This window comes from Salinivibrio sp. KP-1 (assembly GCF_000968645.1).
In the GTDB taxonomy this organism is placed as follows: domain Bacteria; phylum Pseudomonadota; class Gammaproteobacteria; order Enterobacterales; family Vibrionaceae; genus Salinivibrio; species Salinivibrio siamensis.
Genome location: NZ_LAQR01000036.1, coordinates 96,627 through 121,332, shown reverse-complemented (window position 1 = coordinate 121,332; position 24,706 = coordinate 96,627). Strand labels below are relative to the sequence as shown.

Genomic DNA, 24,706 nt, shown 5'->3' with positions numbered 1-24,706 from the left:
TCTAATCAAGCGCCCTCTTTTTCGCAACTTTTTTGTGCAATCCGCGTGTCTCTTACGGTGCAACAAGGCTTTGCCAACGTGTGGCTAACCGTTACACTGACATTCCTTCTGGCCAATAAGATGTTGTGATGGAACAGTTTGCTCAGGTGGCTTTGCCTGTCCCTTTGCCGAAAACCTTTGATTACCGTATTGCTGACGATCAGCATCCGATCATCGGAGGGCGCGTCAAGGTGCCGTTTGGACGCCAGCATAAAGTTGGCATCGTTACCGGCTTGTCGCCAACGGCCAGTGTGGAAGCCAGCCAACTCAAAGCGATTGATACCGTACTCGACACGCAGCCGGTTTGGACCCCCGCGGTATACAATCTCCTGCAATGGGCGAGCCGTTTTTACCATCATCCGCTAGGAGATGCGATGGGGGCGGTGATGCCAACCTCGCTGCGTAAAGGACGCCCTGCGACATTGCAGCAACAAAAATGGTGGCAAATCACCGAGTCAGGACAAAACCAACCTCTATCAGGTCTGAGCCGCGCCCCCAAACAAGCCCGAGTGTTGCAGCTTCTCACGCACGGCCCAGCCACTCAAGCCGACTTAATCGAACAAGATATCGGCACGCCGGTGCTAAAAACGGTGGCAGAAAAAGGCTGGATCGCGCCCTACTCACCCCCTTCTCAGGCCAATGCTTGGGTAAAAAACTTTGCGGTGACCGAAGAAAAGCCGACGTTAAATCACGAGCAAGCGATGGCGGTTGCCACCCTCAATGCTGGCGATGGTTTTGCCTGCGCGCTATTAGAGGGGATCACTGGCTCAGGCAAAACCGAGGTGTATCTCAATGTGCTTGAGCCGGTGCTCGCACGTGGCCAGCAAGCGCTCATCTTGGTGCCAGAAATTGGCCTGACACCACAAACCATTCGCCGTTTTGAGCGCCGCTTTGCTGTTCCTGTGACCGTGATGCATTCAGGGCTCAGCGATACCGACCGTCTCAACGCCTGGCTGGCCGCACGGGAGAATCAAGCCGCGATAGTGATTGGCACACGCTCAGCGCTTTTTACCCCCATGGCAAAGCTTGGCATCATCATTATCGATGAGGAGCACGACCCTTCCTATAAGCAGCAAGATAGCTTTCGCTATCACGCCCGCGATCTGGCTGTCATGCGGGGGCATGAAGAACAAGTGCCGGTGATCTTGGGCTCGGCAACGCCATCACTGGAGAGCTTACACAACGCAAAAACCGGCAAATACCAGTACCTTAAGCTCACGCAACGTCCTGGTAACGCGGTCACCGCCCGGCAAGGGATACTCGATATCAAAGGCCATCACCTCGAAGCTGGCTTGTCGGCGCCGCTGATTGCTGAAATGCGTCAGCACCTGCAACAAGGTAACCAGGTGATGCTGTTTTTAAATCGCCGCGGTTATGCGCCCGCGATGATGTGTCACGAATGCGGCTGGCTAGCGAACTGCCAACGCTGTGATGCCTACTATACCCTTCATCAACAACACCAAGAGTTGCGTTGTCATCACTGTGGCCACCAAAAACGTGTGCCTCCCCAATGTGGCGACTGTGGTTCTACCCAGCTTATTAGTGTCGGTGTCGGTACCGAGCAACTCGAATCCCAGCTTGGTGAGTTGTTTCCCGAATACAATACCGTTCGCATTGATCGCGATAATACCCGGCGAAAAGGGAGCCTTGAAGGTTACTTGGCCGACATTGAAAAGGGTGAGTATCAAATTCTATTGGGCACACAAATGCTCGCCAAAGGCCATCACTTTCCTAACGTCACCCTGGTCGCCTTAGTCGATGTGGACGGGGCACTATTCAGTAATGACTTTCGTGCCCCTGAGCGTTTGGCCCAATTGATGGTACAAGTCGCCGGGCGAGCGGGCCGCGCCAGTAAGCCGGGTACCGTGTTATTACAAACCCACCATCCGGAGCACACCCTGATCCAATCTTTAGTGCATAAAGGTTATCAAGCCTTTGCCGAATCTGCGTTAAATGAACGGCGTCAGGCGTGGCTGCCGCCTTACACGTTTCTTAGTCTCTTTCGCGCCGACGGGCATGAAGAAAACAGTGTCCAGCAGTTTTTACAACAGGTGCGTCAAACGCTGGTTACCTCACCGATTCAACAGGATGAATGCCATATTATGGGGCCTATGCCCGCCGCCATGGCGAAACGCGCGGGTCGCTATCGGTGGCAACTCCTCATTCAAGCGCCCAGCCGAAAAATCATGCAGCAATGGCTCCAAGTGGCGCTCCCGGCCATCCAACAGCTCCCTCTGTCGCGTAAAGTGAGGTGGTCATTAGATGTCGAGCCGCAAGACCTTTCTTAACATTCCCTTGCAGTAAAGCGACAGCAATCACACTTTCATTGCAATAAGTGTTAGCTTGTCCGTGTTTAAATCGGACAAGGCTAGGTAGAATAAGGCCGCAATTGGCTAAGAGAACAGGTCAGACGAGCTAATAACTGTCTGATCTCACAATACAGATAACAAGAGGACTGTCATTATGGCGACAATGAAGGACGTTGCCCACATTGCCGGTGTATCCACAGCAACCGTCTCTCGCGCGCTGATGAACCCTGAGAAGGTCTCGGCCACAACCCGTAAAAAGGTTGAGCAAGCGGTCGTGGAAGCTGGCTATTCCCCTAACTCACTTGCGCGTAACCTACGCCGCAACGAGTCCAAAACCATCGTCGCGATTGTCCCAGACATCTGCGATCCTTACTTTAGTGAGATCATCCGCGGGATCGAAGAAGCGGCGATGGAGCACGGTTACCTGGTTTTGCTCGGAGATAGTGCCCAACAACACCACCGCGAAAACTCATTCGTCAACTTGGTTTTTACCAAACAGGCAGATGGCATGCTCCTACTGGGCTCCGATGTTCCCTTTGATGTCAGTAAGCCCGAGCAGAAAAATCTCCCTCCGCTTGTGATGGCGTGTGAGTATGCCCCGGATCTTGAATTGCCGACGGTGCATATCGACAACCTGACTGCCGCTTTTGAGGCGGTCAATTACCTCACCCAAGTCGGCCACACCCGTATTGCCAATATTACTGGGGTGCCGGAAACCGCACTGACGCAATTCCGCTCACAAGGTTATCAGCAGGCCCTGCAGCGCGCGGGGATTACAGTCAACCCAGCCTACAGCGTGGTGGGAGATTTCAGTTTTGCCTCTGGGGCACGGGCAATGACCAATCTATTGTCCCTCCCTGAGCCTCCCACCGCGGTATTCTGTCATTGTGATGTGATGGCCGTCGGTGCCATGCAACAAGCAAAGCGCCTAGGCATGCGCGTGCCGCAAGATATTTCGATTGTAGGGTTTGATGACATCCAATTCGCCGAATATTGCGATCCTCCCCTGACCACTGTCTCCCAACCTCGCTACGACATTGGTCGTCAGGCGATGTTAATGCTGCTCAACACCTTGCAAGGGCGTGAAGTGAATGCAGGATCACGACTTTTAGATGCCAAGTTAGTGATCCGTGAGAGCGTTGCCCCACCGTCTCGGTAGTAAGACTGGTCAGCACGAGTCGAAGCCAGTAACATGAGCGCTTTACTGGCTTTTTGAAATTGAATATTTGCTGTGGCAACTCGTGACTACGTAAAACGTGGTAAAGCACCACGTAAAAAAAATACCCGCCGCCAACCACCCAAAGCGCGTGCTCGTTTCCCATTAAAATGGGCGTTGCTTGCCGTCTGCTTGGTTGGCGCGTTTGGTTATGGCCTGTACCTATTAAGTAATACCGACGCGCCCGCGCCTAAACCGGCAACAGACGCACAGCCTCAGCCTTCCACGCAGAGCAAAAAGGCACATCTGCCTAAAAAGCCTGAAGAAAAATGGAGTTACATCGAAGAGCTGGAGAGTAAAGAGGTGGAAGTGAAGGCCAAAGCATTGCCGCAATCCACGCGTCCTTACCTGATGCAATGCGGTGCGTACCGCAGTCAAGAGCAGGCAAATGAACGTAAAGCGATCATCGCTTTTCAAGGGCTAGAAAGCCAAATCAAGATAAGCCAAGGAGAAAAAGGCACCTGGTACCGGGTGGTATTGGGTCCTTACCCACGCAAGCGTCAAGCAGAGCGTGACCGTAATATGCTCCGCCGCGCTGGAGTTGAGCCTTGTGCTATTTGGTACTGGGAATAACAGCGCCGCGTTTTATCGGCTGGGCCAAGTCTATTCCTTGCCCAGCCTTGATTGAAATCCTTCCTTCTCCCCTTGAAAAGTGAGCGGCAAAGCCCAACCTCTTACATTAATCACCCACCTGGTGTACCAGACACAAAGAAAGAGGTTCCCGTGACTACAATCGTTTCCGTTCGTCGCGAAGGTAAAGTGGTTATTGCTGGCGATGGCCAAGTGTCACTCGGCAATACCGTGATGAAAGGCAATGCCCGAAAAGTCCGTCGTTTGTATAACGGCCAAGTTCTCGCCGGATTTGCTGGCGGCACTGCTGATGCCTTCACCTTATTTGAGCGCTTCGAGCGCAAGCTTGAATTATACCAAGGGCACCTAACCAAAGCGGCCGTTGAACTGGCTAAAGAATGGCGTACTGATCGCGCGCTACGTCGATTAGAGGCCCTACTGGCGGTCGCCGATGAAACCGCCTCATTGATCATTACCGGTAACGGCGATGTGGTTGAACCAGAGCGCGACTTGATCGCCATTGGCTCTGGCGGCAACTATGCCCAAGCCGCCGCCGTTGCTATGCTTGAAAACACGGCGTTAGATGCCCGCGAGATCGCAGAGAAAGCGCTAACCATCGCCGGTGATATATGTGTGTTTACTAACCAGCAGCACACCGTTGAAGAACTCGAGAGTAAGAAACAGGATTAGTGATGTCTGAAATGACTCCACGCGAAATCGTGCATGAGCTTGACCGTCACATTATCGGCCAAGACAATGCCAAACGTGCGGTGGCGATCGCACTGCGAAACCGCTGGCGCCGAATGCAGCTTGCCGAAGAGCTGCGTGCGGAAGTCACCCCGAAAAACATCTTGATGATTGGTCCAACCGGTGTGGGTAAAACGGAGATCGCTCGCCGGTTGGCACGCCTTGCCAACGCGCCTTTTATCAAGGTGGAAGCTACCAAGTTCACCGAAGTGGGTTATGTCGGGAAAGAGGTGGAAACCATTATTCGCGATCTGGCGGATGTGGCGATGAATATGACCCAGCAGCAAGCGATGGAAAAGGTAAAATTCCGCGCTGAAGAACAAGCTGAAGATCGTATCCTCGATATCTTGCTGCCACCAGCACGCGACGCATGGGGCCAAAATGAGGCCAGCCAAGAGGAGTCTTCAACACGGCAAAGCTTCCGTAAAAAATTACGCGAAGGCCAGCTTGATGATAAAGAAGTGGAAGTCGATGTCGCCGCCCCACAAATGGGGGTGGAAATCATGTCGCCGCCAGGCATGGAAGAGATGACCAACCAGCTTCAAAGCATGTTCCAAAACCTCGGTGGCAACAGCACCAAAAAGCGTAAGATGAAAATCAAAGACGCCATGAAAGCGCTGACCGAGGAAGAAGCCGCCAAGCTGGTTAACCAAGAAGAAATTAAAGAGCAAGCCATCCACATGGTGGAGAACAACGGCATCGTGTTCGTGGATGAAATCGATAAGATCTGTAAGTCAGGCAACACCAGTGGTGGCGAGGTGTCTCGCGAAGGGGTGCAACGCGATCTCTTGCCATTGGTCGAAGGCAGCACAGTGTCCACCAAACACGGTATGATCAAAACCGATCATATTCTGTTTATCGCCTCAGGCGCTTTCCAAGTATCACGTCCGTCTGATCTGATCCCGGAACTGCAAGGGCGCTTGCCCATCCGTGTTGAGCTTGAAGCGCTATCCACCGATGACTTTAAGCGGATCCTCACCGAGCCAAATGCGTCGCTCACTCAGCAATATACCGCACTGCTAAAAACCGAAGAGATTGATCTGGCGTTTGAGGAAAGTGGTATTGATGAGCTGGCCTCTGCCGCGTGGCGGGTGAACGAGAAAACCGAAAACATCGGCGCCCGTCGCCTGCATACCTTGATGGAACGCTTGATGGAAGAGGTCTCATACGACGCCAGCGAACGCGCCGGTCAAAGTGTCACCGTTGATGCAGATTATGTCCGCCGCCACCTCGAAGAGCTGGTTGATGACGAAGACTTGAGTCGCTTCATCCTCTAAACGAGCTCGAGACCGCAATACTGGGGTAGCAAACGCTGCCCTTTTTTGCATCAAAATTTGAGCTAGCGCAACAGCAAGTCGGATTTCAGCCGACAATGGGTTACTCCTCCCCTGGCTTGCGCAATAATGGTGACATCGTTTTTTCGTCTTGAGGATCGCTATGCGGCCTTCTACTCTCGCGATATGGCTGGATGCGGCGCGACCTAAAACGCTACCGCTGGCCGTTACCTCGATTTTGTCCGGCAGTGCGGTCGCTGCCTCGCAAGGGAGCCTGTCATGGTCAATCAGCTTGATGGCGCTAGTCACTGCCCTATTGCTGCAGATCCTGTCTAACCTCGCGAACGACTATGGTGATGCGATAAAAGGCACGGATAACGCGACGCGTATCGGTCCCATGCGCGCGATCCAATCCGGCCACGTCAGCCTGACCACCATGCGCCGTGCGCTCATGCTTAATATTGGTTTAACCCTACTCAGTGGTGGGTCACTGATTGCGATTGCCTGCCAACAGCCGACTGACATTATTAGTTTCTTGCTGCTCGGTGTGATGGCGATTGTCGCGGCCATTACCTACACCGTGGGCAACAAGCCGTATGGCTATCGCGGTTTAGGAGATGTGTCGGTGCTGATCTTCTTTGGTTGGCTCGGGGTAGCAGGCACTTATTATTTGCAGGTCGGCCACATTGATTCCTTGGTCATTTTACCCGCGACGGCGTGTGGCTTATTAGCGGTCGGCGTACTCAATATCAATAATTTACGAGATATTGATAACGATCGCGCGTGTGGTAAGCATACCTTAGTGGTGCGTTTAGGCCCGGAGCGCGGACGTCAGTATCATGTGATTTTACTGGCCGGGGCGGTTGCGTGTTATTCCTTATTTGCCGCCCTCACCTTGCAAGCCTGGTTGGGTTGGTTGTTCCTTGCCAGTGTGCCCTTACTGGTGCGCCATGGGCGTGACGTTTACCAAGCCACCAATGCCAACGCCCTGCGTCCCATGATGGGAACCATGGTGCGTTGTGCACTGATCACCAATGGCCTGTTTATGACCGGTATGCTGTTAGTCTAATCAGGCCACAGATTGTCCGCTTTAACATTGCAAACCCTTATGGGCTCGTTATACTTGGACTTGCCATGTTGGCAACACTAGCTTGCCAGCCTTTTTCTGCCTCAACAAGAAGTTAGACTATGGAATATAATACCTCGGAACTATGCGACATGTACCCCGAACACGTGGATGTCGTGGAGCCAATGTTTAGCTCTTATGGGGGCCGCAGCTCGTTTGGTGGCCAAATTACCACAGTAAAATGCTTTGAGGACAATGGGTTAATTCGTGAAATGGCCGAACAAGACGGCGAGCAGCGAATTATGCTGATTGATGGCGGCGGTTCGTTACGTCGCGCCCTTATTGACGGCGAGATTGCGCAGCTTGCCGCTGACAACGACTGGGCTGGCATGATTGTTTATGGGTGTGTCCGTGATGTCGATACCATTGATGAAATCGATATCGGCATTCAAGCACTGGCTTCAATTCCTGTGGGGGCTGACGAGCAAGGTGTCGGTGAAACGGACGTGCCAGTGAACTTTGGCGGCGTTACCTTCTTGCCTGATGATCATGTCTATGCCGACACCACCGGCGTGATCCTTTCACCTGATGCGCTGACCATGGCAGACGCGGACATCGATGAGGCGGAAGACGACGACTGACTCGTCGCCTGACACCGAATAGCAAAACAGAGCCAATTGGCTCTGTTTTTGTTTATTCGACGTTCTCAATCTTACCTAACAAGCTCCGGATGCGATCTTGCCATGCTTGCTGCTCGTCGCGCAGTTTGGCGTTTTCCTGCTCAAGCTGCTCACGGCGCTCTTTTTCCGCGACGGCATCTTGCTCGAGTGACCCGTTCTTTTCTTTGAGCTCTTCGATTTCCATTTGTAGCAGCGAAATGGTATCCACCGCCATTTGTACTTTAGCTTCGAGTTGTTCTAATACTTCCAATGACATCAAGGCCACCTTATTTCTGACGATTGATCCCGTTACTGCCTAATGTGCAGCAACCCGTGCAACTGAACGTGCACCCCGGCTTTATTGTACTCAGGTGATACCAGACTGCCACTGTTCTCGCTACCTGCCCGCGTACAAGTGCGCAAAAATGCAGCGCCTTTTGTCATCACCGTTTCAGATTCGGCAAAAACACCCGACCTGACCCAACGCAAACGTTTTATCTTTCTGGTAGACTTGCGCGCAAATTGGGCTAAGGCCTGTCTTAATGTGGCTGACATTTCCGGAGTACTGATGAAACGTGATCTCGCATTGGCTTTCTCGCGTGTGACCGAAGGCGCAGCATTGGCTGGGTACAAATGGCTGGGACGAGGAGACAAGAACGCGGCCGATGGCGCGGCTGTTGAAGTAATGCGCACCTTACTTAACCTCACCGATATCGACGGTGAAGTCGTGATAGGGGAAGGTGAAATCGATGATGCCCCGATGCTCTACATTGGCGAACACGTCGGGTTGGGTGGCGATGCGGTCGATATTGCCGTTGACCCGATAGAAGGCACACGAATGACGGCTATGGGGCAAGCCAACGCGCTCGCGGTGCTCGCCGCCGGCGAGAAAGGCAGCTTTTTGAAAGCCCCTGATATGTACATGGAAAAACTGGTCGTCGGCCCCGGCGCCAAAGGCGCGATTGACCTCAGTAAACCTTTAATCGATAACCTTGAGCGCATTGCGGTGGCGCTGGATAAAACACTCGATACCTTGGTGGTGGCCACCTTGGCCAAGCCACGCCATGATGAGATCATTGCCACCATGCAGGCGAAAGGGATCCGCGTCTTTGCGTTCCCCGATGGGGATGTGGCGGCCTCCATTCTGACCTGTATGCCTGAAAGTGAAGTGGATGTGATGGTTGGCATTGGCGGTGCGCCAGAAGGCGTGGTGTCCGCGGCCGTGATCCGGGCGCTGGGCGGCGATATGCAAGGGCGATTGCTACCACGCCACGACGTGAAAGGGGATACCCCAGACAACCGCTTGCTCGGTGAACAAGAAATGACACGATGCACGCAAATGGGGATTGCCGCTCATCAGGTGTTAACGCTATCGGACATGGCCAGCAGTGATAATGTGGTATTTGCGGCGACCGGGATCACTAAAGGCGATCTGCTCGATGGCATTACCCGACACGGGGATTTAGCCACCACTGAAACCTTGGTGGTACGCGGACAGTGCCGCACCATTCGTCGGATCCGCTCGACCCATTATTTAAGCCGCAAAGATGCGGCGATCAAACCGCACATCCTGTAACCTCAGTGGCCGTGAATACGGCCCTTGACTGGTCAAGCCCGTCGATTTCGATTACCCTTTTATAAATAGTTTACTTTATTTATTTGCGACGACACGATTGGGGTAATCGAAATCGAATCATGAAGTCCACTGACCGCATTCTACACACCATCAAACGCGAAGGCAGCGTAAGTGCGAAAGCCTTGGCTGATGAGCTTGGCATGACCACCATGGGCGTACGTCAACATTTGCAAAGCTTAGAGCGCGATGGCTTGGTCGACTTTGAGGATATCCGCGCCAAAGTGGGCAGACCTTCTCGTCATTGGTCCCTAACCGCCCATGGTCACCGCCGCTTTGCCGACAGCCACCATGATTTATCGATTACCCTTATCGATTCCGTGCAAGACGTGTTTGGCGAGCAAGGTGTTGCAAAAGTCATTGCTCAACGTGAAGCCGCCACCTTTGCCCAATATCAAGACGCGCTCAAAGATTGCGATAATTTAGAGGCTAAATTGCGAACCTTGGCGTATCTTAGAGAGAGCGAGGGATATATGGCCGAGCTTCATCAAGACGGCACCGACTATATACTGATTGAACATCACTGCCCTATCTGTCATGCAGCGAAGTCCTGTCCGGCATTATGCCGCTCAGAAATCCAGTTATTCCGCCACCTACTCGGTGAGGCCTACCGGGTCGAACGCGAAGAGCATATCGTCTCTGGACAGCGCCGCTGCACATATCGTATTGGAGAGAAGACGTGAGGAGGTAATATGGCCACTTGGATCAAGGCTGAGGTAGTGGAGAACCAACATTGGACAAAGGATCTCTTCAGCCTGGTGTTATCCGCCCCTGTCGAGCCGTTTAAGGCAGGCCAATTCACAAAACTCGGCATGGAGATCGATGGTAAGTTGATCCAGCGTGCCTACTCGTTCGTGAATCCTCCACAAAGTAAATACTTAGAAGTCTATGCCACGCGTGTCGCCGACGGGATAATGTCACCCCGCCTCCATGCACTCGAGCCAGGCGACAGCGTGATGATCACGCAAGATCCGGCCGGCTACTTTACCCTCGATGAAGTGCCACAAGGCCAACACCTTTGGATGTTTGCCACTGGGACGGCAATCGGCCCTTACATCTCACTGATGGAACAAGGCGATCTGTGGTCACGTTTTCGTAAAGTGATACTGGTGCATGCGGTACGCTTCGCCGCCGATTTAACCTACCAAGCACGCATTAACGCGCTGCAAGAGCAATACCCTGACCAACTAGTGGTGCAGCCATTTGTCAGTCGTGAGCCGACCGCGGGTGCGCTCTCTGGGCGTGTGACCCACGCACTAGAGGATGGGCTACTCGAACGGGTGGTTGGTCTGCCCCTCACGCCTGAACACAGCCAAGTGATGCTGTGTGGCAACCCCGCCATGGTCAAAGAAGTGAAAACACTCTTGGAAGGCAAAGGACTCAGCAAAAACCTGCGCCGTAAGCCAGGCAACGTCACCACCGAGCACTACTGGTAAGCTGCTCCCCTGCTTTGCTGACACGCATACGGTAAAGCAGGGCATTTTTATCGACGAGAATTAACCACAAAAACCAATTCGGATTCAGTCGATTGCCCCCGCCTCCGTCTGCATCTCCATTCAGGCCGTCAATATAGCCAGACACCGCTTATTTGATCCCCTCCAGCCCCCGGCTCATAGTTAGATTAACGCTTTGGTAACACGATCAGATGATCGGCGGCGTGTAAGGAGTAAGCGATGAAGACCCTACCCTCTTTTGACGAATTGGCGGCACTGGCTGAGTCAGACCCGCATGCATTAGAAGCGCTGAGACTGACAATGAGTGAAGATGTTATCGCTAATGCCTCATATGCCACCCAGCCTCAACTCCACGCGATGTTAAGCCACATCAATCGAATGATTGACCATGGTAAAAACCCACTTCACGTTAACATGATGTTGTTCCGGGCACTCACGCGCCAGTACTCACGCTTTGCCACCGCCTTTACGGCCCCGGAAGAGTTGCGCAGTCATCAAGCAGACATTATGGACTTTCGCGTCGGCCAAGCCGCCAGAAAAGCGACAGCCGATGCGCCGGAGCGTCCAAGCTAGGTTTACATCGCTTGCTTGTCGCCCACCCACTTACGATAGCTGTTAGTGTCCATATCACGCACTTCTACCGTTAGGCTGCTCACATGACCGGCGTGCTCGCGCAATGGGGCTGTTAGGGCGTCACTGATTGCTTCTTTTTGCTGGGCACTGCGTCCCGCGAGTAACCGAAATTCAACATGAACAAACTCGCTACGATCTGCCTGCGCCCCGACACGCCACACACCGCAAGGCACCGCGCGTGATTTTAAGGCCTCGGGATCGAAGCTTCCCGTCGCAATCGCGGCACGATGAAGATCATCCACCAGTTGATCAATATTGACACGCTCTGCCAGTGCGTCTGTGTATTCCATCACCAGATGGGGCATAAAACCTCCCTCCATTATCATCGTCAGCCTGCATAGTGCCGAAACGTTGCGTATTGCACGAGCGCATGGCTCACACTTTCGTCCGTCTCTCACCGCCATTGTGATGAAAATTTACTACCTTAAGGTTCCCTTTTACGCCTAAAACGGGTAAAAACGAAAGCATTCTCGCCATTCTATGATTTTAAACAGAGAAGGCCGCGCTACAATAGACTACCTTCTTTACATCTTTTGACTTCAAATCAACTAAACCGCGGAGGAATTCCTATGCGCCGTCCATTGGTAATGGGTAACTGGAAACTCAATGGCAGCAAAGCCATGGTCACTGAACTGCTTAACGGCCTGAACGCCGAACTACAAAATGTTGAAGGCGTCGACGTTGCCGTTGCACCACCGGTGATGTATTTGGCACAAGCCGAGCAGCTGCTGGCTGACAGCGCCATTAAACTTGGTGCGCAAAACGTAGACATCAATAACAGCGGCGCATTCACCGGTGATATCTCTGCAGACATGCTGAAAGACTTTGGTGCCACGCACATCATTATCGGCCACTCAGAGCGTCGTGAATACCATCAAGAGTCTGACGAGTTTGTGGCAAAGAAATTTGCTTTCTTGAAAGAAAATGGCCTCACGCCTGTATTATGTATTGGTGAGTCTGACGCACAGAATGAAGCGGGTGAAACGCTGGCCGTTTGTGCTCGCCAACTGGATGCAGTGATCCAATCACAAGGTGTTGAAGCCTTGAACGATGCCGTGATCGCTTACGAGCCTATCTGGGCTATCGGTACGGGTAAAGCGGCAACCGCGCAGCAAGCACAAGATATCCATGCTGCAATCCGCAAGCACATTGCATCTTACAGTGAAGATGTCGCAAGCAAAGTGGTGATTCAGTACGGCGGCTCTGTGAAAGCAGGCAACGCGGCTGAGCTATTTGCAATGCCAGACATCGACGGCGCCTTAGTTGGCGGTGCCGCACTTGACGCCGCTGGCTTTGCAGCGATTGCCAAAGCCGCGGCTGAGGCGAAAAACGCGTAAATTACGCGCCGAAGACAAAAAAGATCCACGCCCTCAGCCATCGCTGGGGGCGTTTTTTATTGCGCGCCATTAAAACCAAACTGCCGCCACGCTTCATACCCAATAATCGCCACGGCGTTAGAAAGGTTAAGGCTGCGTGCCTCTGGCTGCATCGGAATGCGTAACCGCTGCGCGTCGGGTAACGCTTGGATCAGCGCATCGGGTAACCCTCGGGTTTCGGGGCCAAATAGCAACACATCACCCGCTTGGAATTGCGCCTGAGTATGAAATTGGGTTGCTTTGGTGGTACACGCAAAGATCCGTCGGCCAGCCATTGCTTTTGCAAACGCCGCATAGTCCTGATGACGCGTCACACGCGCCAGATCGTGATAATCCAACCCCGCGCGACGGACTTTCTTTTCGTCAAGATCAAAGCCTAAGGGCTCAATCAGATGTAAGTGCGCGCCGCAATTAGCACACAGACGAATAATATTGCCCGTATTCGGTGCAATTTCAGGCTCATAGAGCGCAATATCAAACATGGCAGTGACCTGCAAAATCCAGCAAAGGCGGTATTGTCGCAACCGCTTTTCGATTGCGCAATATTAACTACATGGCCAATATAAACACACCGCCAGTCCACCTTGTGGGCGATTGGCCGCGTTAACCTGGCCACCGTGCTGTTGAATCGCTTGTGCGGTAATCGCCAGCCCAAGTCCTGAGCCGCCACTTTGGCGATCACGCGCGGCCGATACCCGATAAAACGGGCGAAAAATGTCTTTTAACATGCTGTCTGGCACCCCAGGTCCATCATCGTCAATGGAGAGGCAGAGCTGTCCCTCGTCTCGTTCCATGGTGATGCGAATTTGTTGGTCGGCATAGTGAATGGCATTGCGTAATACGTTATCTAAAGCACTACGCGCCAGGCGCACATTAACGGTCAGCATGGCATCTGGGATCCCATTGCTGGTGACCTGCTTACCTTGTTGACCGGCTTCAAATTGGGCATCCTCTATCACTGTTTGCCATAAGGCATCGGCACTGATTCTTTCTCGCTCGAGATGCCCTTGGGATTGTAAACGTGACAAGGTCAGTAACTCGCTGATCAACGCCTCTAGTTGGCTCGCCTCTTGCTCAATCCGCGCTAACGCCTCGCTGTCCCCCAGCTCACGTACCGCCAAGGCACGCGCCATCTGCAGACGGGTGAGTGGCGAACGTAACTCATGGGAAATATCTGAGACCAATTGCTGCTGTCCGGTCACCATCTGATTAAGCGCGGTGACCATTTGGTTAAACCCCCGCCCTGCGTCGCGAAACTCCCGCGGACCTCGCTCAAGATCAGGATCGGTCACCAATTCACCGTGCGCCACCCGTTGACTTGCCGCCTGAAAGCGCCGAGCAGGGCGCGTTAAAGTATACGCTAACCACAATAATAAAGGCGTGCTCACCAACATGGTCACACCCAATAGATGCTCCGGTTTTTCCAATATTTTGAGGACAAAGGGCAGCCTAGGCTGCCAGCGTCTGGCGTGGTAAAAACGGCCTGCTTCACGTGAAGTCACAATCGGAAATGGCCCCGCCAGCATGTAACGATGATAGAGGCGTTGCAAGGGCTCGGCAGTGTCTGACGTCCGTGACATAAAGTGACGTAACTCGCGAGGAAGCGAGTCGAGCGGTGCGCTGTCAGGCACCCAGTAGAGCTTGTAGGGAGTGCGACGGTGTCCATGATGTTGATTTTGCCGTGCAACCAACACGGAAAGCGGTATATCGCGACCTTGCGCGACGGCCATCAATTTCTCAATCTGAGCTTGTATGCGCGCCTTTTCTGGGGATGGGATCGCATGCAGGCTACGCGGATCACCACGCTGCGCCCACATCACCGCGGCTAATACCACCAGCAACGTAAGCCAGAAAATAATAAAAACCCGACCGTATAAGCTGCCGAGAAAAGGCACCTGCGCCCAACGTGCCCCAGCTCGTTGTCGCCACGTCGCTAATCGACCCATAAGTAACCCTTACCTCTCAAGGTCTTGATCCTTGGCTTGCCATCAAGGCGCTCAGGCAGTTTTTTGCGCAGATTGGAAATGTGTACATCGACTGCCCGATCAAACGGCATTAAGCGTTTACCGAGCACTTGTTCGCTAAGCAAGGCTTTGCTCACCACTTCGCCTGGGTGATGAAGTAAACAGGCGAGCATTTCGGTTTCCATCCCCGTTAGCTCCACGGGTCTGTCTTGACAGAGGGTTTCCAGCCGGCGTGGGTAGACCCGCACGTCATGATGGGCGAGGACAGGTTCCTCGTCCGATTGCGTCGGCTCGACACCCTCTCCCTGCGTCCGCCGTAAAATCGCTCGCATTCGGGCAAGCAGTTCACGATCACTAAAGGGTTTAGCCAAATAGTCGTCCGCGCCTAATTCTAGCCCCATCACACGATCCACTTCCTCACCTCGCGCAGTGAGCATCAAAATCGCCACGTTTGAGGTCGCGCGTAGCTGACGCAAGGTTTCCATCCCGTTGAGCACAGGCATCATCACATCCAGCAAAATGATATCGGGCGGTGACGCATTCGCCATCTCCAAACCCACTTGGCCGTTATCCGCGCAGCGCACCGAAAACCCCTCCAAGGACAGCAGCTCGCTGAGAAGGTCCGTTAACGCTGTGTCATCATCGATGATTAAAACCTGATACATGCTTTTACACTCACTTCCAAGGTGGCGTGTTTGTGACACCGAACAGGGTGTATTTTTATCATAGCGGCTCACACACATGCGTGACTTTACCCATCTTTACACCCAATAACGTCACTTTACATCCCAACACGTAGGCTAACAGGGTAAACATTCCATTCAGGAGAAAGATGATGAAACGTATCACGATAGGTTTAGCGCTCGCAGCCATTACCCTTCCGACTTTAGCGGCTCCACATGTCGGCGCTGGCATGGATCGCAGTCTGTGGCGCGACCTGGATTTAACTGATGAGCAAAAAGCGCAAATTCAAGCGCTTCGTGATGACTATCGTGCCCAGCGTCAACAGGCACGAGACGATTTCCATGCCAACATGCATGCTTTACTCACCCAACAGACGTTCGATGAAGCGGCAGTGCGCGATCTCTTGGCGTCTCAACCACAGCCAAATCTTGAGCGTCGCGTTAAGCACGCCCGCCATCAGCATGCGATGTTACAAGTGCTGACCGCTGAGCAACAAAGCGCCTTTTTTGATGCGATGATGGAAAGGCGGGCGCAACGCGGTCACGGTCACCGAGGTAAAGGGGAGCATCGCCAACCGGGTCAAAAAGGTGACTGTTGGCGCTAAACCTGCGCCGTGTCATACGTTTGCCGTCAATGGCATATATACTTGAGGGCAGTGTTGATTAACCGACTGCCCTCTGTATGACAAAAAAGTATGCCTTTTGGGTCGAAGCCGCGGCGTGGGCAGCCACCTGTGTGGCGACCCTCCTCCTATTAGCCAAACTCATCGCGTGGTGGCTCACCGGCTCGGTCAGTGTGCTGGCCTCGTTTGTTGACTCATTGCTCGATTTGCTCGCCTCGCTCACCAACTTACTCGTGGTGCGCTACGCGGTTCAGCCCGCGGACAGTGAACACAGCTTTGGTCATGGTAAAGCGGAATCATTGGCCGCCTTGGCGCAATCCACCTTCATTATTGGCTCCGCCTCCTTCTTGCTGCTCAGTGGACTCGAACGTTTGTTCAAGCCCGTACCGATTGCCGCCCCTGAACTTGGCATTATGGTCAGCGTCGGCGCTACCGTGATCACCTTCGGCTTGGTGCTGTTTCAAAAATGGGTGATCCGCAAAACCGCCAGTCCCGCCATCGCCGCCGATGCCCTTCACTATCAATCTGATTTGTTAATGAATGTCGCGATCATTATTGCCCTTGGACTGAGTTGGTACGGCTGGACACAGGCCGATGCCTGGTTTGCGATTGCCATCAGCCTGTTTATTTTATCGCAAGCACTTAAAATGGCTTACGAGGCCATCCAATCACTGCTCGATAGGCAGTTACCGCTTGAAGAGCAAGAAAAAATAGCGGTGCTCTCGAGCTCAGTGGTAGGGGTGCATGGCATTCATCAACTGCGCACTCGTCAGGCGGGCATGACAAAGTTTATCCAATTACACATAGAGCTTGATGACGAGCTACCCTTAGTGGATGCACATACTATTGCCGATGAAGTGGAAGATAGATTGCTCGTCGCCTTTCCTGGGGCAGATGTGATCATCCATCAAGACCCCAAATCCGTGGTGCCAAAGGAGGCAAAAGCGTGAAGGGCGGCATGAACAAAAGCTCATCGGGCTGACATGTATCAACTTTTTTTCTATAGCAATTGTAATACTATTACAGAAGTAGGAAAATTACAGTTTAAGCGATCGTCATTGCGGGTTCACTGGGGCAAGCAGGTTGCCATTACCGCAATCGGCACGAATTAAGTGACGAACAGTTAGAGGGTAACCATGGTTAGAAAAATTGGTGTTTTGACCAGTGGCGGTGATGCGCCAGGTATGAACGCAGCGATTCGCGGTGTGGTTCGCAGCGCGCTCAGCGAAGGCTTAGAAGTATATGGTATTTATGATGGTTTTCTCGGCCTGCATCAAAACCGCATTGAGCGCCTCAATCGCACAAGCGTTTCTGACGTGATTAACCGCGGCGGCACCTTCCTAGGTTCAGCGCGTTTTCCTGAATTTGCCGACGAAAAAGTGCGTGAGCAAGCGATTCAGAACCTGAAAATGCACGGCATCGACGCCTTGGTCGTCATTGGTGGTGACGGCTCATTCATGGGGGCAAAGAAACTGACCGAAATGGGTTACCCCTGTATTGGCCTGCCGGGCACCATTGATAATGATGTTGCGGGGACGGACTACACCATCGGCTATATGACGGCGATGAACACGGTGATTGACGCCATTGACCGCCTGCGCGACACCTCGTCTTCTCACCAGCGTATCTCTATTGTTGAAGTCATGGGCCGTCATTGCGGCGATCTGACCCTGATGGCGTCGATTGCTGGTGGCTGTGAATACATTATTACCCCAGAGATTGGGCTGGATAAAGACAAGCTACTCGCCAAAGTGAAAGAAGGCATCTACAAAGGTAAGAAGCACGCGATCATCGCGATCACGGAGCTGATGACCGACGCCAATGAACTCGCGAAGTTCATCGAGAGCGAAACCGGCCGCGAAACACGCGCGACCATTCTTGGCCATATTCAACGTGGCGGCCAACCCGGTGCCTTTGACCGCATTCTTGCCTCGCGCATGGGCGCTTACGCCGTTGACCTTCTGCAACAAGGTGAAGGTGGCCGTTGTGTCGGTATTCAGAATGACAAAATGGTGCATCATGACATCGTTGACGCGATTGAAAACATGAAGCGCCCATTCCGCGACGACTTGTACGAAGTTGCCGAAAAACTGTTCTAACTCGCGGCCAAGCTTTCATCTATTGCTAAAAACGGAGCCCACGGCTCCGTTTTTTATTCTGAGATAGCTTGGGTGCAAGCCGCACTTATGCAAGCCGCGCTTGTGCAAGCCGCATTAGATCCCATCTCCCGAGATAAATGTCTTGTGCGAGCCATTAAATTCTTGATCCATATCCAGCGATGGCATGTGCGAGCTGGGTCGACCCACAATCTTGGCCGGCACGCCTGCCACCGTGGTGTGAGGTGGAACAGGGTTAAGCACCACAGAGCAGGAGCCAATTTTCGCGCCTTCACCGATATCAATATTACCCAGTATTTTCGCCCCTGCACCAATCATCACACCAGTGCGGATCTTCGGATGGCGATCGCCGCCCTCTTTGCCTGTCCCGCCCAAAGTCACATCTTGCAGAATAGACACATTGTCCTCGATAACGGCCGTTTCACCGATCACGATACCCGTTGCATGGTCAAACATAATGCCACGACCTATACAGGCAGCGGGATGAACATCCACTTGACTGGTCACCGAGATTTGGTTTTGCAGATAGGTCGCGAGTTCTTTTCGTCCTTGACGCCATAGCCAGTTCGCAACCCGAAAACCTTGTAATGCATGAAAGCCCTTTAGGTACAAAAGTGGCGTTGAATACAGCTCAACGGCAGGATCACGTTCAACGGTGGCACAAATATCGCACGCGGCTGATTCCGCCACGCAAGCATCATTGGCATACACTTCTTCTATCACCTCTCGCACCGCCATTGAGGGCATCGAGGGGGTGGAAAGCTTGTTGGCGAGAATATAGCTAAGCGCACTGGCTAAATTGTCGTGCTTAATAATGGTGGCATGGTAAAAACTCGCCAACATCGGCTCACGCTCTGAATGCTCACGCGCTTCTTTTTTCACTGCTTGCCAGACACGATCTTGTTGGCATTGTTTTTTGGCCTGATTCACTGCCTTCATCCTTATCCCAAATGATCTACCACTCAGGCGACAACACCGCCTCACGCCAGTGTATAAAAAAAACGCGCGGTTCTCACCCCGCGCGTTACTCTCTTCGATTTTTGCTGTTATTCGGACTTCTTGTCTCGTGCCAGCAAATCGCGCGCGGCATGATGGGCCAATTTACCTTGATAGAGCACTTGATAAATCTGCTCCACAATAGGCATCTCGACGCCCGAGCGCTGGGCCAGTGCCCATACTTCTTTGGTGTTGCGATACCCCTCGACCACTTGGCCAATGTTGTCTTGGGCACCTTGCACATCCTCACCTTGGCCTAATGCCAGGCCAAAGCGACGGTTACGCGACTGGTTATCGGTGCACGTCAGCACCAAATCTCCCAAACCCGCCATCCCCATAAAGGTATCACGGGACGCACCCAGCGCTTCACCTAGCCGGGTCATTTCCGCCAAGCCCCGCGTGATCAAGGCCGTCCGTGCGTTGGCGCCAAAGCCAATGCCATCGGAAATCCCTGCGCCAATGGCAATCACATTTTTCACCGCGCCGCCAAGTTGCATGCCGATAAAATCATGATTGCCATACACACGGAAGCTATGTTGGCAATGAATGATTTCTTGTAAATCACTCACGAACTCTGCGTCAGGCGAGGCCACCGAAATCGCGGTAGGCATGCCCGCGGCAAGTTCTTTAGCAAACGTAGGCCCCGATAACACCGCGAGCGGTATATCGTCGCTTAATTGTTCACGTGCCACGTCTTGCAATAGACGACCAGTTTCCGGCTCTAAGCCTTTAGTCGCCCAACACACACGAGAGTCGGCCCGTAAGTGAGGGCGCACTTGGCTCAGCACATCACCAAATACATGGCTGGGGACGACCACAAGCAAATCGCGACTGGCATTAACCGCAACAGATAGATCCGCACAGAGCACTAATGAGTCTGGAAACGCCACATCGGGAAGAAACGCTTGGTTAGCGCGATCAATTTCCAGCTGTGCGATATGACTCGGATCGTGCCCCCATAACACCACGTTGGCACCATTTCTGGCCAACGAGATTGCCAGCGCCGTCCCGTAAGAGCCGGCGCCCAGTACCGTAATGGCCGCATCTTGAGTGGGAGCAAGATCTGTCATCATCACACCTTACGCTTGCGCGTCTTCTTCGCTAGATGTTTCGCCCGCCTGCTGCTGCAGGTAGTTCATGAACAAGGCATCAAAGTTAACCGGTGCCAGGTTCAGTTGCGGGAAGGTCCCTTTAACGACCAAGCTCGAAATCGTTTCACGCGCATAAGGGAAGAGAATGTTAGGACAGAAAGCGCCCAGGCAATGTGCCAATTGAGGCGATTCCATGCCTGACACAGAGAAAATACCACCTTGCTGCACTTCACAAAGGAAGGCATTACTTTCTTGGTTTTTCACCGTCACGGTCAAACGCAAGATCACTTCATAGATGCCTTCACCCAACTCGCGGCTTTGCGTGTCCAAATCAAGGTTAACGTCTGGCGCCCAATCTTGTTGGAACACTTCTGGCGAGTTTGGCGCTTCAAAAGACACGTCCTTGAGAAAAACGCGTTGAATGGCAAAATTTTGCTCGGCTTGTTGGTTGTTTTCGGCTTCAGCCATGATGGTTCGTCCTTATTTAAAAAATTGCAAATGCGCCTGGCACATTAAAAAATGCGAGCCACCGCGTCATGCGGTCGCTCGAGAATTGAGTGAAGGATCACTTTTTCTTTTTGCTCTTGCCCTTACCGCTTTTGGCACGGACCAGCGGCATTTTGGCATCGTTCCAAGAGGTCAAACCGTCTTTAAGAATATAAACGGACTCGAAGCCTGCTTTTGCCAGTTGATTAGCACTGTCTGCCGCCGTTTGACCGGTTTTGCATACCACAATGATGGGGTCATTTTTGTGTTTTTCAAGCTCACCAAACGACTGTGATTTGATTTCACTCGGCAACACATTAATCGCCCCCGTGATGTGGCCGGCGCGAAAATCATCATGGCCACGAATGTCGACGAATACCCCATTTTCTCGGTTGTTAAGGATCGCCGCGTCATTAGGGCCTACCACTTTATAGGCAGCCGTTTTTTGTTTAATCAGCGACATCAGTAAAGCGGCCGCCAAGCCTACCCAGACAAGGGTGAGAATCATGTTATTGGAGACAAAATCAATATATTCCTGCATAACCTTTGCTCTATACTGCTTGCTTGTCTCGCCGAGGGCGAGAGTCCATCAAGGGGTGAAAATGGTGTCGAGTATAACCTGCTCGCCATGGTTTTACAGCCTGCCGAGACGAAATCGCGCGTTTGCTCACTCATACGCACGTCCCCGCGTTTTCACCTTCCGCTCAATAACTTGAAAAGAAAGAAGGTTTCATCAATCGCAGAAATCGAGCCAAGCCATTCGCGCACAGCGGCGATCTTCGCCATAATGAGGGGAGTCAAGGTTCGAAGGCAAGTGAACCAAGGCTTGCTGGTTAACTTGTCAGCTGGGATAATTGATCTTAGCCTACATATCAGCCCGTAAAATGTTGTAAAATTACGCACACACTGAGCCCTGAAGCTAGCCATGCATCTGGCTCCATGCCTCAGTGGTTGCTCCATGACATCCAATGTCATTGGCATCCAATGTCAGTCTTTTGCTTGAATTAAGAGGACGTAACATGTCTGCGAAAAAACCACTTGCACTGGTGATTCTCGATGGCTGGGGTTATCGCGACCCACAAAGCGATAACGCGATTACCAACGCCAACACCCCTGTGATCGACAGCCTCATGGCCGAGAACAGCACACTGATTTCAGCGTCCGGTTTCGATGTGGGTCTGCCTGATGGGCAAATGGGTAACTCAGAAGTTGGCCATGTCAACATCGGCGCAGGTCGCGTGGTTTACCAAGACTTGACCCGTATTGGCAAATCCATTGCGGACGGTGAGTTTAACCAAACCCCAGCACTGACGGCCGCCGTTGATAAAGCCGTCGATAAAGGCAAAGCCGTGCATATTATGGGTCTGATGTCGCCTGGCGGTGTACACAGCCATGAAGATCATATTGCCGCCATGGTTGAACTGGCCGCAGAGCGCGGTGCCGATCAGATTTATCTACACTGCTTCCTGGATGGCCGTGATACGCCGCCACGCAGTGCAAAAGCATCGCTAGAGCGCTTCGATGCCCTGTTTGAAAAGCTGGGTAAAGGCCGTACCGCATCACTGGTTGGTCGCTACTACGCCATGGACCGTGACAACAACTGGGACCGTGTCGAGCGCGCTTATGATTTGCTCACCCAAGCGCAAGGCGAATTCACTGCGACCAGCGCTGTAGAAGGCTTGGAAGCGGCTTACGCACGTGAAGAAAATGATGAATTTGTCGCCCCAACAGAAATTTACCGTGACGGGGACAACAAAGCGACCATTAACGATGGCGATGCGGTTGTTTTCATGAATTTCCGTGCCGACCGTGCTCGTCAAATGACGCGCGCTTTTATGCCGGATTTTGATGGCTTTGCGCGTAAAAAATACGCGGAACTGTCTGACTTTGTGATGCTGACGGAATACGCCGCTGACATCGATACCACGGTGGCCTTCCCACCTGAAAGCCTCTCCAACACGCTTGGCGAATGGCTATCAAAAAATGGTAAAACTCAGCTGCGTATCTCTGAAACCGAGAAGTACGCACACGTGACTTTCTTCTTCAACGGCGGTATCGAGACCGTGTTTGAAGGCGAAGAGCGTGCCTTGGTCGCCTCACCAAAAGTGGCTACCTATGATCTACAACCAGAAATGAGTTCAGAAGAGCTGACCGACAAGCTCGTTGATGCGATTAAGTCTGGTAAGTTCGATATGATCATCTGTAACTATCCAAACGGCGACATGGTTGGCCACACTGGGGTGTATGACGCTGCAGTACAGGCCTGCGAAGCCGTCGATCACTGCATCGGCCGTGTCTTGGAAGCCATCAAAGAAGTGGATGGTCAGATGCTGATCACCGCCGACCACGGTAACGCTGAGATGATGGTCAACGAAGAGACCGGCGGTGCGTATACGGCACACACCAACCTGCCTGTCCCGCTGATGTATGTGGGCAGTCAGCCGGTAAGCTTGAAAGAAGGCGGTAAGCTCTCTGACCTGGCACCGACTATGCTGGCATTAACCGGTATGGAGATTCCTGAAGAGATGACTGGCAAGCCACTGTTCGATCTGAAATAATCCCCCTATGCGGGAGAAACGAACACGCTTAAGCCAAACCCTCCGCGCCAGTGCATTATGCACTGGCGTTTTTCTCTGCCTGTTGATTGGCTCAGCCAATGCCAACTCTGAGCTAGAGGGAGTGAGCGATGAAATTGCCCGCCAGCAATCGCAATTGGCGGCGCACAATAAAAAGCTCAATGCGTTACAAAGCGATCTAAAAGCACAGTCGAAACGCATTGATACCCTGTCTAAAAAAACGCGCCAAGCTCAGCAAACCCTGCAGCAGACTGATGCTCAAATCACGCGCCTAAGCAAAAAGCAAGCGCGACTCAAACAAGAGATGATTGCCCAGCAGGCACAGTTAGCCGAATTGATCGACGCCCAATATCGCCAAGGCGAGCATGATCAGCTAAAACGCCTACTTAGCCAAGAGTCACCCACCAAGCTCGACCGACTCACGAAGTATGCTGAAGTGCTTGCAAGCACCATGCAGGAGGCGATCGAATCATTAGCTGCGACTCGCACCGATTATCAACTCACGGCCCACCAGCTCAAACAACAACGTGATAAGCAGGCTAGCTTGGTGGCAGAGTTAACCGAGAAAAAACAAGCACTGGAGCGGGAGCAAGCCTCGCAAAGCCAGACCGCGAAAAAAATCCGGGCCAAAATTGCCAGCGACAATGCTTATTTAGCTGAGCTCAAGACAAACAAGCAACGGCTGCAAGAGCAAATTGCTGCGGCGGCGCGCCGTGCACAAGTAAAAATGGCGGGCATTGGAAAAGCCAAAGGCAAACTTCACTGGCCCACCCAAGGGAAGCTGCTCCACCGTTTTGGTGAGCGTCAGTCAGGTGAAGTCTCGTGGAATGGTATCGTAATTGGGGCCAAACGCGGTACCGAGGTCAAAGCGGCGCATGCGGGTAAAGTCGTGCTTTCTAGCTGGCTACGCGGCTATGGGTTATTGATTGCCGTTGACCATGGCAAAGGGGACATGACCTTATATGGCTACAACCAAGCTTTGCTAAAAGACGTAGGCGATACGGTCACTGCCGGGGAAGCTATCGCCTTGGTCGGCGACAGTGGTGGACAATCCACCCCTTCTCTGTATTTCGAAATTCGCCGTAAAGGCAACACCACCAACCCCGTGCCTTGGCTGGATTAAACACGCCCACCTCATCGGCGGGCGCGTTTGTCATCTAACAGAGCCCATCGCCATGGTTCAACATGGACGCG

General features: G+C 52.7%; 25 protein-coding genes and 1 pseudogene. 17 read left to right on the top strand and 9 right to left on the bottom strand.

Annotation, left to right across the window (positions count from 1 at the left end):
• The first annotated feature begins 125 nt into the window (after positions 1–125).
• The 7 genes and pseudogenes from priA (at position 126) to rraA (ending at position 7,862) form a co-directional block, all read left to right on the top strand.
• Positions 126–2,327: a primosomal protein N' gene (gene priA / locus WN56_RS09320; RefSeq protein WP_046074735.1), complete on the top strand. Its 2,202-nt coding sequence runs from the start codon at positions 126–128 to the stop codon at positions 2,325–2,327.
• Positions 2,328–2,496: 169 nt separating this feature from the next.
• Positions 2,497–3,507: pseudogene (cytR, locus tag WN56_RS09315) on the top strand (DNA-binding transcriptional regulator CytR); the annotation flags it as partial.
• 72 nt (positions 3,508–3,579) lie between these two features.
• Positions 3,580–4,137, top strand: a complete 558-nt coding sequence (locus WN56_RS09310) for an SPOR domain-containing protein (protein ID WP_046074733.1) — start codon at positions 3,580–3,582, stop codon at positions 4,135–4,137.
• A gap of 150 nt (positions 4,138–4,287) precedes the next feature.
• A complete protein-coding gene (gene hslV / locus WN56_RS09305) occupies positions 4,288–4,824 on the top strand; it encodes an ATP-dependent protease subunit HslV (RefSeq protein ID WP_046074732.1) in 537 nt (178 codons plus the stop codon).
• A gap of 2 nt (positions 4,825–4,826) precedes the next feature.
• On the top strand, positions 4,827–6,158 hold the full coding sequence (hslU, locus tag WN56_RS09300; protein WP_046074731.1) for an HslU--HslV peptidase ATPase subunit: 1,332 nt from the start codon (positions 4,827–4,829) through the stop codon (positions 6,156–6,158).
• A gap of 160 nt (positions 6,159–6,318) precedes the next feature.
• Positions 6,319–7,224 (top strand): 1,4-dihydroxy-2-naphthoate polyprenyltransferase, encoded by a 906-nt coding sequence (locus WN56_RS09295; RefSeq protein ID WP_046074730.1) that lies wholly within the window; start codon positions 6,319–6,321, stop codon positions 7,222–7,224.
• A gap of 119 nt (positions 7,225–7,343) precedes the next feature.
• Positions 7,344–7,862: a ribonuclease E activity regulator RraA gene (gene rraA, locus WN56_RS09290; RefSeq protein ID WP_046074729.1), complete on the top strand. Its 519-nt coding sequence runs from the start codon at positions 7,344–7,346 to the stop codon at positions 7,860–7,862.
• Positions 7,863–7,914: 52 nt separating this feature from the next.
• Here the strand turns inward: rraA and zapB are convergent, their stop codons facing one another.
• On the bottom strand, positions 7,915–8,157 hold the full coding sequence (gene zapB / locus WN56_RS09285) for a cell division protein ZapB (protein ID WP_046074728.1): 243 nt from the start codon (positions 8,155–8,157) through the stop codon (positions 7,915–7,917).
• A 291-nt stretch (positions 8,158–8,448) separates the two neighbouring features.
• Between zapB and glpX the strand changes: the two genes are divergently transcribed.
• The 4 genes from glpX (at position 8,449) to WN56_RS09265 (ending at position 11,540) form a co-directional block, all read left to right on the top strand.
• On the top strand, positions 8,449–9,456 hold the full coding sequence (glpX, locus tag WN56_RS09280) for a class II fructose-bisphosphatase (RefSeq protein WP_046074825.1): 1,008 nt from the start codon (positions 8,449–8,451) through the stop codon (positions 9,454–9,456).
• A 119-nt stretch (positions 9,457–9,575) separates the two neighbouring features.
• Entirely contained in the window at positions 9,576–10,196 is a 621-nt protein-coding gene (locus tag WN56_RS09275) for a metalloregulator ArsR/SmtB family transcription factor (RefSeq protein WP_046074727.1), read from the top strand.
• A gap of 9 nt (positions 10,197–10,205) precedes the next feature.
• A complete protein-coding gene (locus tag WN56_RS09270) occupies positions 10,206–10,949 on the top strand; it encodes a ferredoxin--NADP reductase (RefSeq protein ID WP_046074726.1) in 744 nt (247 codons plus the stop codon).
• A gap of 237 nt (positions 10,950–11,186) precedes the next feature.
• A complete protein-coding gene (locus WN56_RS09265) occupies positions 11,187–11,540 on the top strand; it encodes a DUF3135 domain-containing protein (RefSeq protein WP_046074725.1) in 354 nt (117 codons plus the stop codon).
• Positions 11,541–11,542: 2 nt separating this feature from the next.
• On the opposite strand, the gene WN56_RS09260 is transcribed toward WN56_RS09265, so the two are convergent.
• Positions 11,543–11,905: a 5-carboxymethyl-2-hydroxymuconate Delta-isomerase gene (locus WN56_RS09260; protein WP_046074724.1), complete on the bottom strand. Its 363-nt coding sequence runs from the start codon at positions 11,903–11,905 to the stop codon at positions 11,543–11,545.
• A gap of 264 nt (positions 11,906–12,169) precedes the next feature.
• Between WN56_RS09260 and tpiA the strand changes: the two genes are divergently transcribed.
• Positions 12,170–12,937, top strand: a complete 768-nt coding sequence (gene tpiA / locus WN56_RS09255) for a triose-phosphate isomerase (RefSeq protein ID WP_046074723.1) — start codon at positions 12,170–12,172, stop codon at positions 12,935–12,937.
• A gap of 56 nt (positions 12,938–12,993) precedes the next feature.
• Here tpiA and WN56_RS09250 read toward each other — a convergent pair whose 3' ends face one another.
• The 3 genes from WN56_RS09250 to WN56_RS09240 form a co-directional block, all read right to left on the bottom strand.
• On the bottom strand, positions 12,994–13,458 hold the full coding sequence (locus WN56_RS09250) for a tRNA (cytidine(34)-2'-O)-methyltransferase (protein WP_046074722.1): 465 nt from the start codon (positions 13,456–13,458) through the stop codon (positions 12,994–12,996).
• Between the two features lie 63 nt (positions 13,459–13,521).
• Positions 13,522–14,922, bottom strand: a complete 1,401-nt coding sequence (gene cpxA, locus WN56_RS09245; protein ID WP_046074721.1) for an envelope stress sensor histidine kinase CpxA — start codon at positions 14,920–14,922, stop codon at positions 13,522–13,524.
• A complete protein-coding gene (locus WN56_RS09240; protein WP_046074720.1) occupies positions 14,910–15,605 on the bottom strand; it encodes a response regulator in 696 nt (231 codons plus the stop codon). The genes cpxA and WN56_RS09240 overlap by 13 nt, the downstream gene beginning before the upstream one ends.
• Before the next feature lie 167 nt (positions 15,606–15,772).
• On the opposite strand from WN56_RS09240, the gene WN56_RS09235 reads away from it, so the two are divergent.
• The 3 genes from WN56_RS09235 to pfkA all read left to right on the top strand — a co-directional run bounded on the left by WN56_RS09235 (position 15,773) and on the right by pfkA (position 18,345).
• On the top strand, positions 15,773–16,228 hold the full coding sequence (locus WN56_RS09235) for a Spy/CpxP family protein refolding chaperone (protein WP_077578240.1): 456 nt from the start codon (positions 15,773–15,775) through the stop codon (positions 16,226–16,228).
• A 77-nt stretch (positions 16,229–16,305) separates the two neighbouring features.
• The gene (gene fieF, locus WN56_RS09230; protein WP_046074719.1) at positions 16,306–17,196 is read left to right on the top strand and encodes a CDF family cation-efflux transporter FieF; all 891 of its coding nucleotides are present in this window, start codon (positions 16,306–16,308) and stop codon (positions 17,194–17,196) included.
• 186 nt (positions 17,197–17,382) lie between these two features.
• A complete protein-coding gene (gene pfkA, locus WN56_RS09225) occupies positions 17,383–18,345 on the top strand; it encodes a 6-phosphofructokinase (RefSeq protein WP_046074718.1) in 963 nt (320 codons plus the stop codon).
• A 114-nt stretch (positions 18,346–18,459) separates the two neighbouring features.
• Here the strand turns inward: pfkA and cysE are convergent, their stop codons facing one another.
• From cysE to WN56_RS09205, 4 genes are all read right to left on the bottom strand, one after another.
• Entirely contained in the window at positions 18,460–19,293 is an 834-nt protein-coding gene (cysE, locus tag WN56_RS09220; protein ID WP_231637427.1) for a serine O-acetyltransferase, read from the bottom strand.
• 116 nt (positions 19,294–19,409) lie between these two features.
• Positions 19,410–20,429 carry an NAD(P)H-dependent glycerol-3-phosphate dehydrogenase gene (gpsA, locus tag WN56_RS09215; protein ID WP_046074716.1) on the bottom strand — a complete coding sequence of 340 codons (1,020 nt, stop codon included), beginning with the start codon at positions 20,427–20,429 and terminating at the stop codon, positions 19,410–19,412.
• A 9-nt stretch (positions 20,430–20,438) separates the two neighbouring features.
• Positions 20,439–20,918, bottom strand: coding sequence for a protein-export chaperone SecB (secB, locus tag WN56_RS09210; protein WP_046074715.1), 480 nt, complete (start codon positions 20,916–20,918; stop codon positions 20,439–20,441).
• A gap of 97 nt (positions 20,919–21,015) precedes the next feature.
• A complete protein-coding gene (locus tag WN56_RS09205; RefSeq protein ID WP_046074714.1) occupies positions 21,016–21,477 on the bottom strand; it encodes a rhodanese-like domain-containing protein in 462 nt (153 codons plus the stop codon).
• Positions 21,478–21,955: 478 nt separating this feature from the next.
• On the opposite strand from WN56_RS09205, the gene gpmM reads away from it, so the two are divergent.
• Together gpmM and WN56_RS09190 are read left to right on the top strand one after the other, a co-directional pair.
• The gene (gpmM, locus tag WN56_RS09195; protein WP_046074712.1) at positions 21,956–23,494 is read left to right on the top strand and encodes a 2,3-bisphosphoglycerate-independent phosphoglycerate mutase; all 1,539 of its coding nucleotides are present in this window, start codon (positions 21,956–21,958) and stop codon (positions 23,492–23,494) included.
• Positions 23,495–23,501: 7 nt separating this feature from the next.
• On the top strand, positions 23,502–24,635 hold the full coding sequence (locus WN56_RS09190) for a peptidoglycan DD-metalloendopeptidase family protein (protein ID WP_046074711.1): 1,134 nt from the start codon (positions 23,502–23,504) through the stop codon (positions 24,633–24,635).
• Positions 24,636–24,706 lie beyond the last annotated feature (71 nt).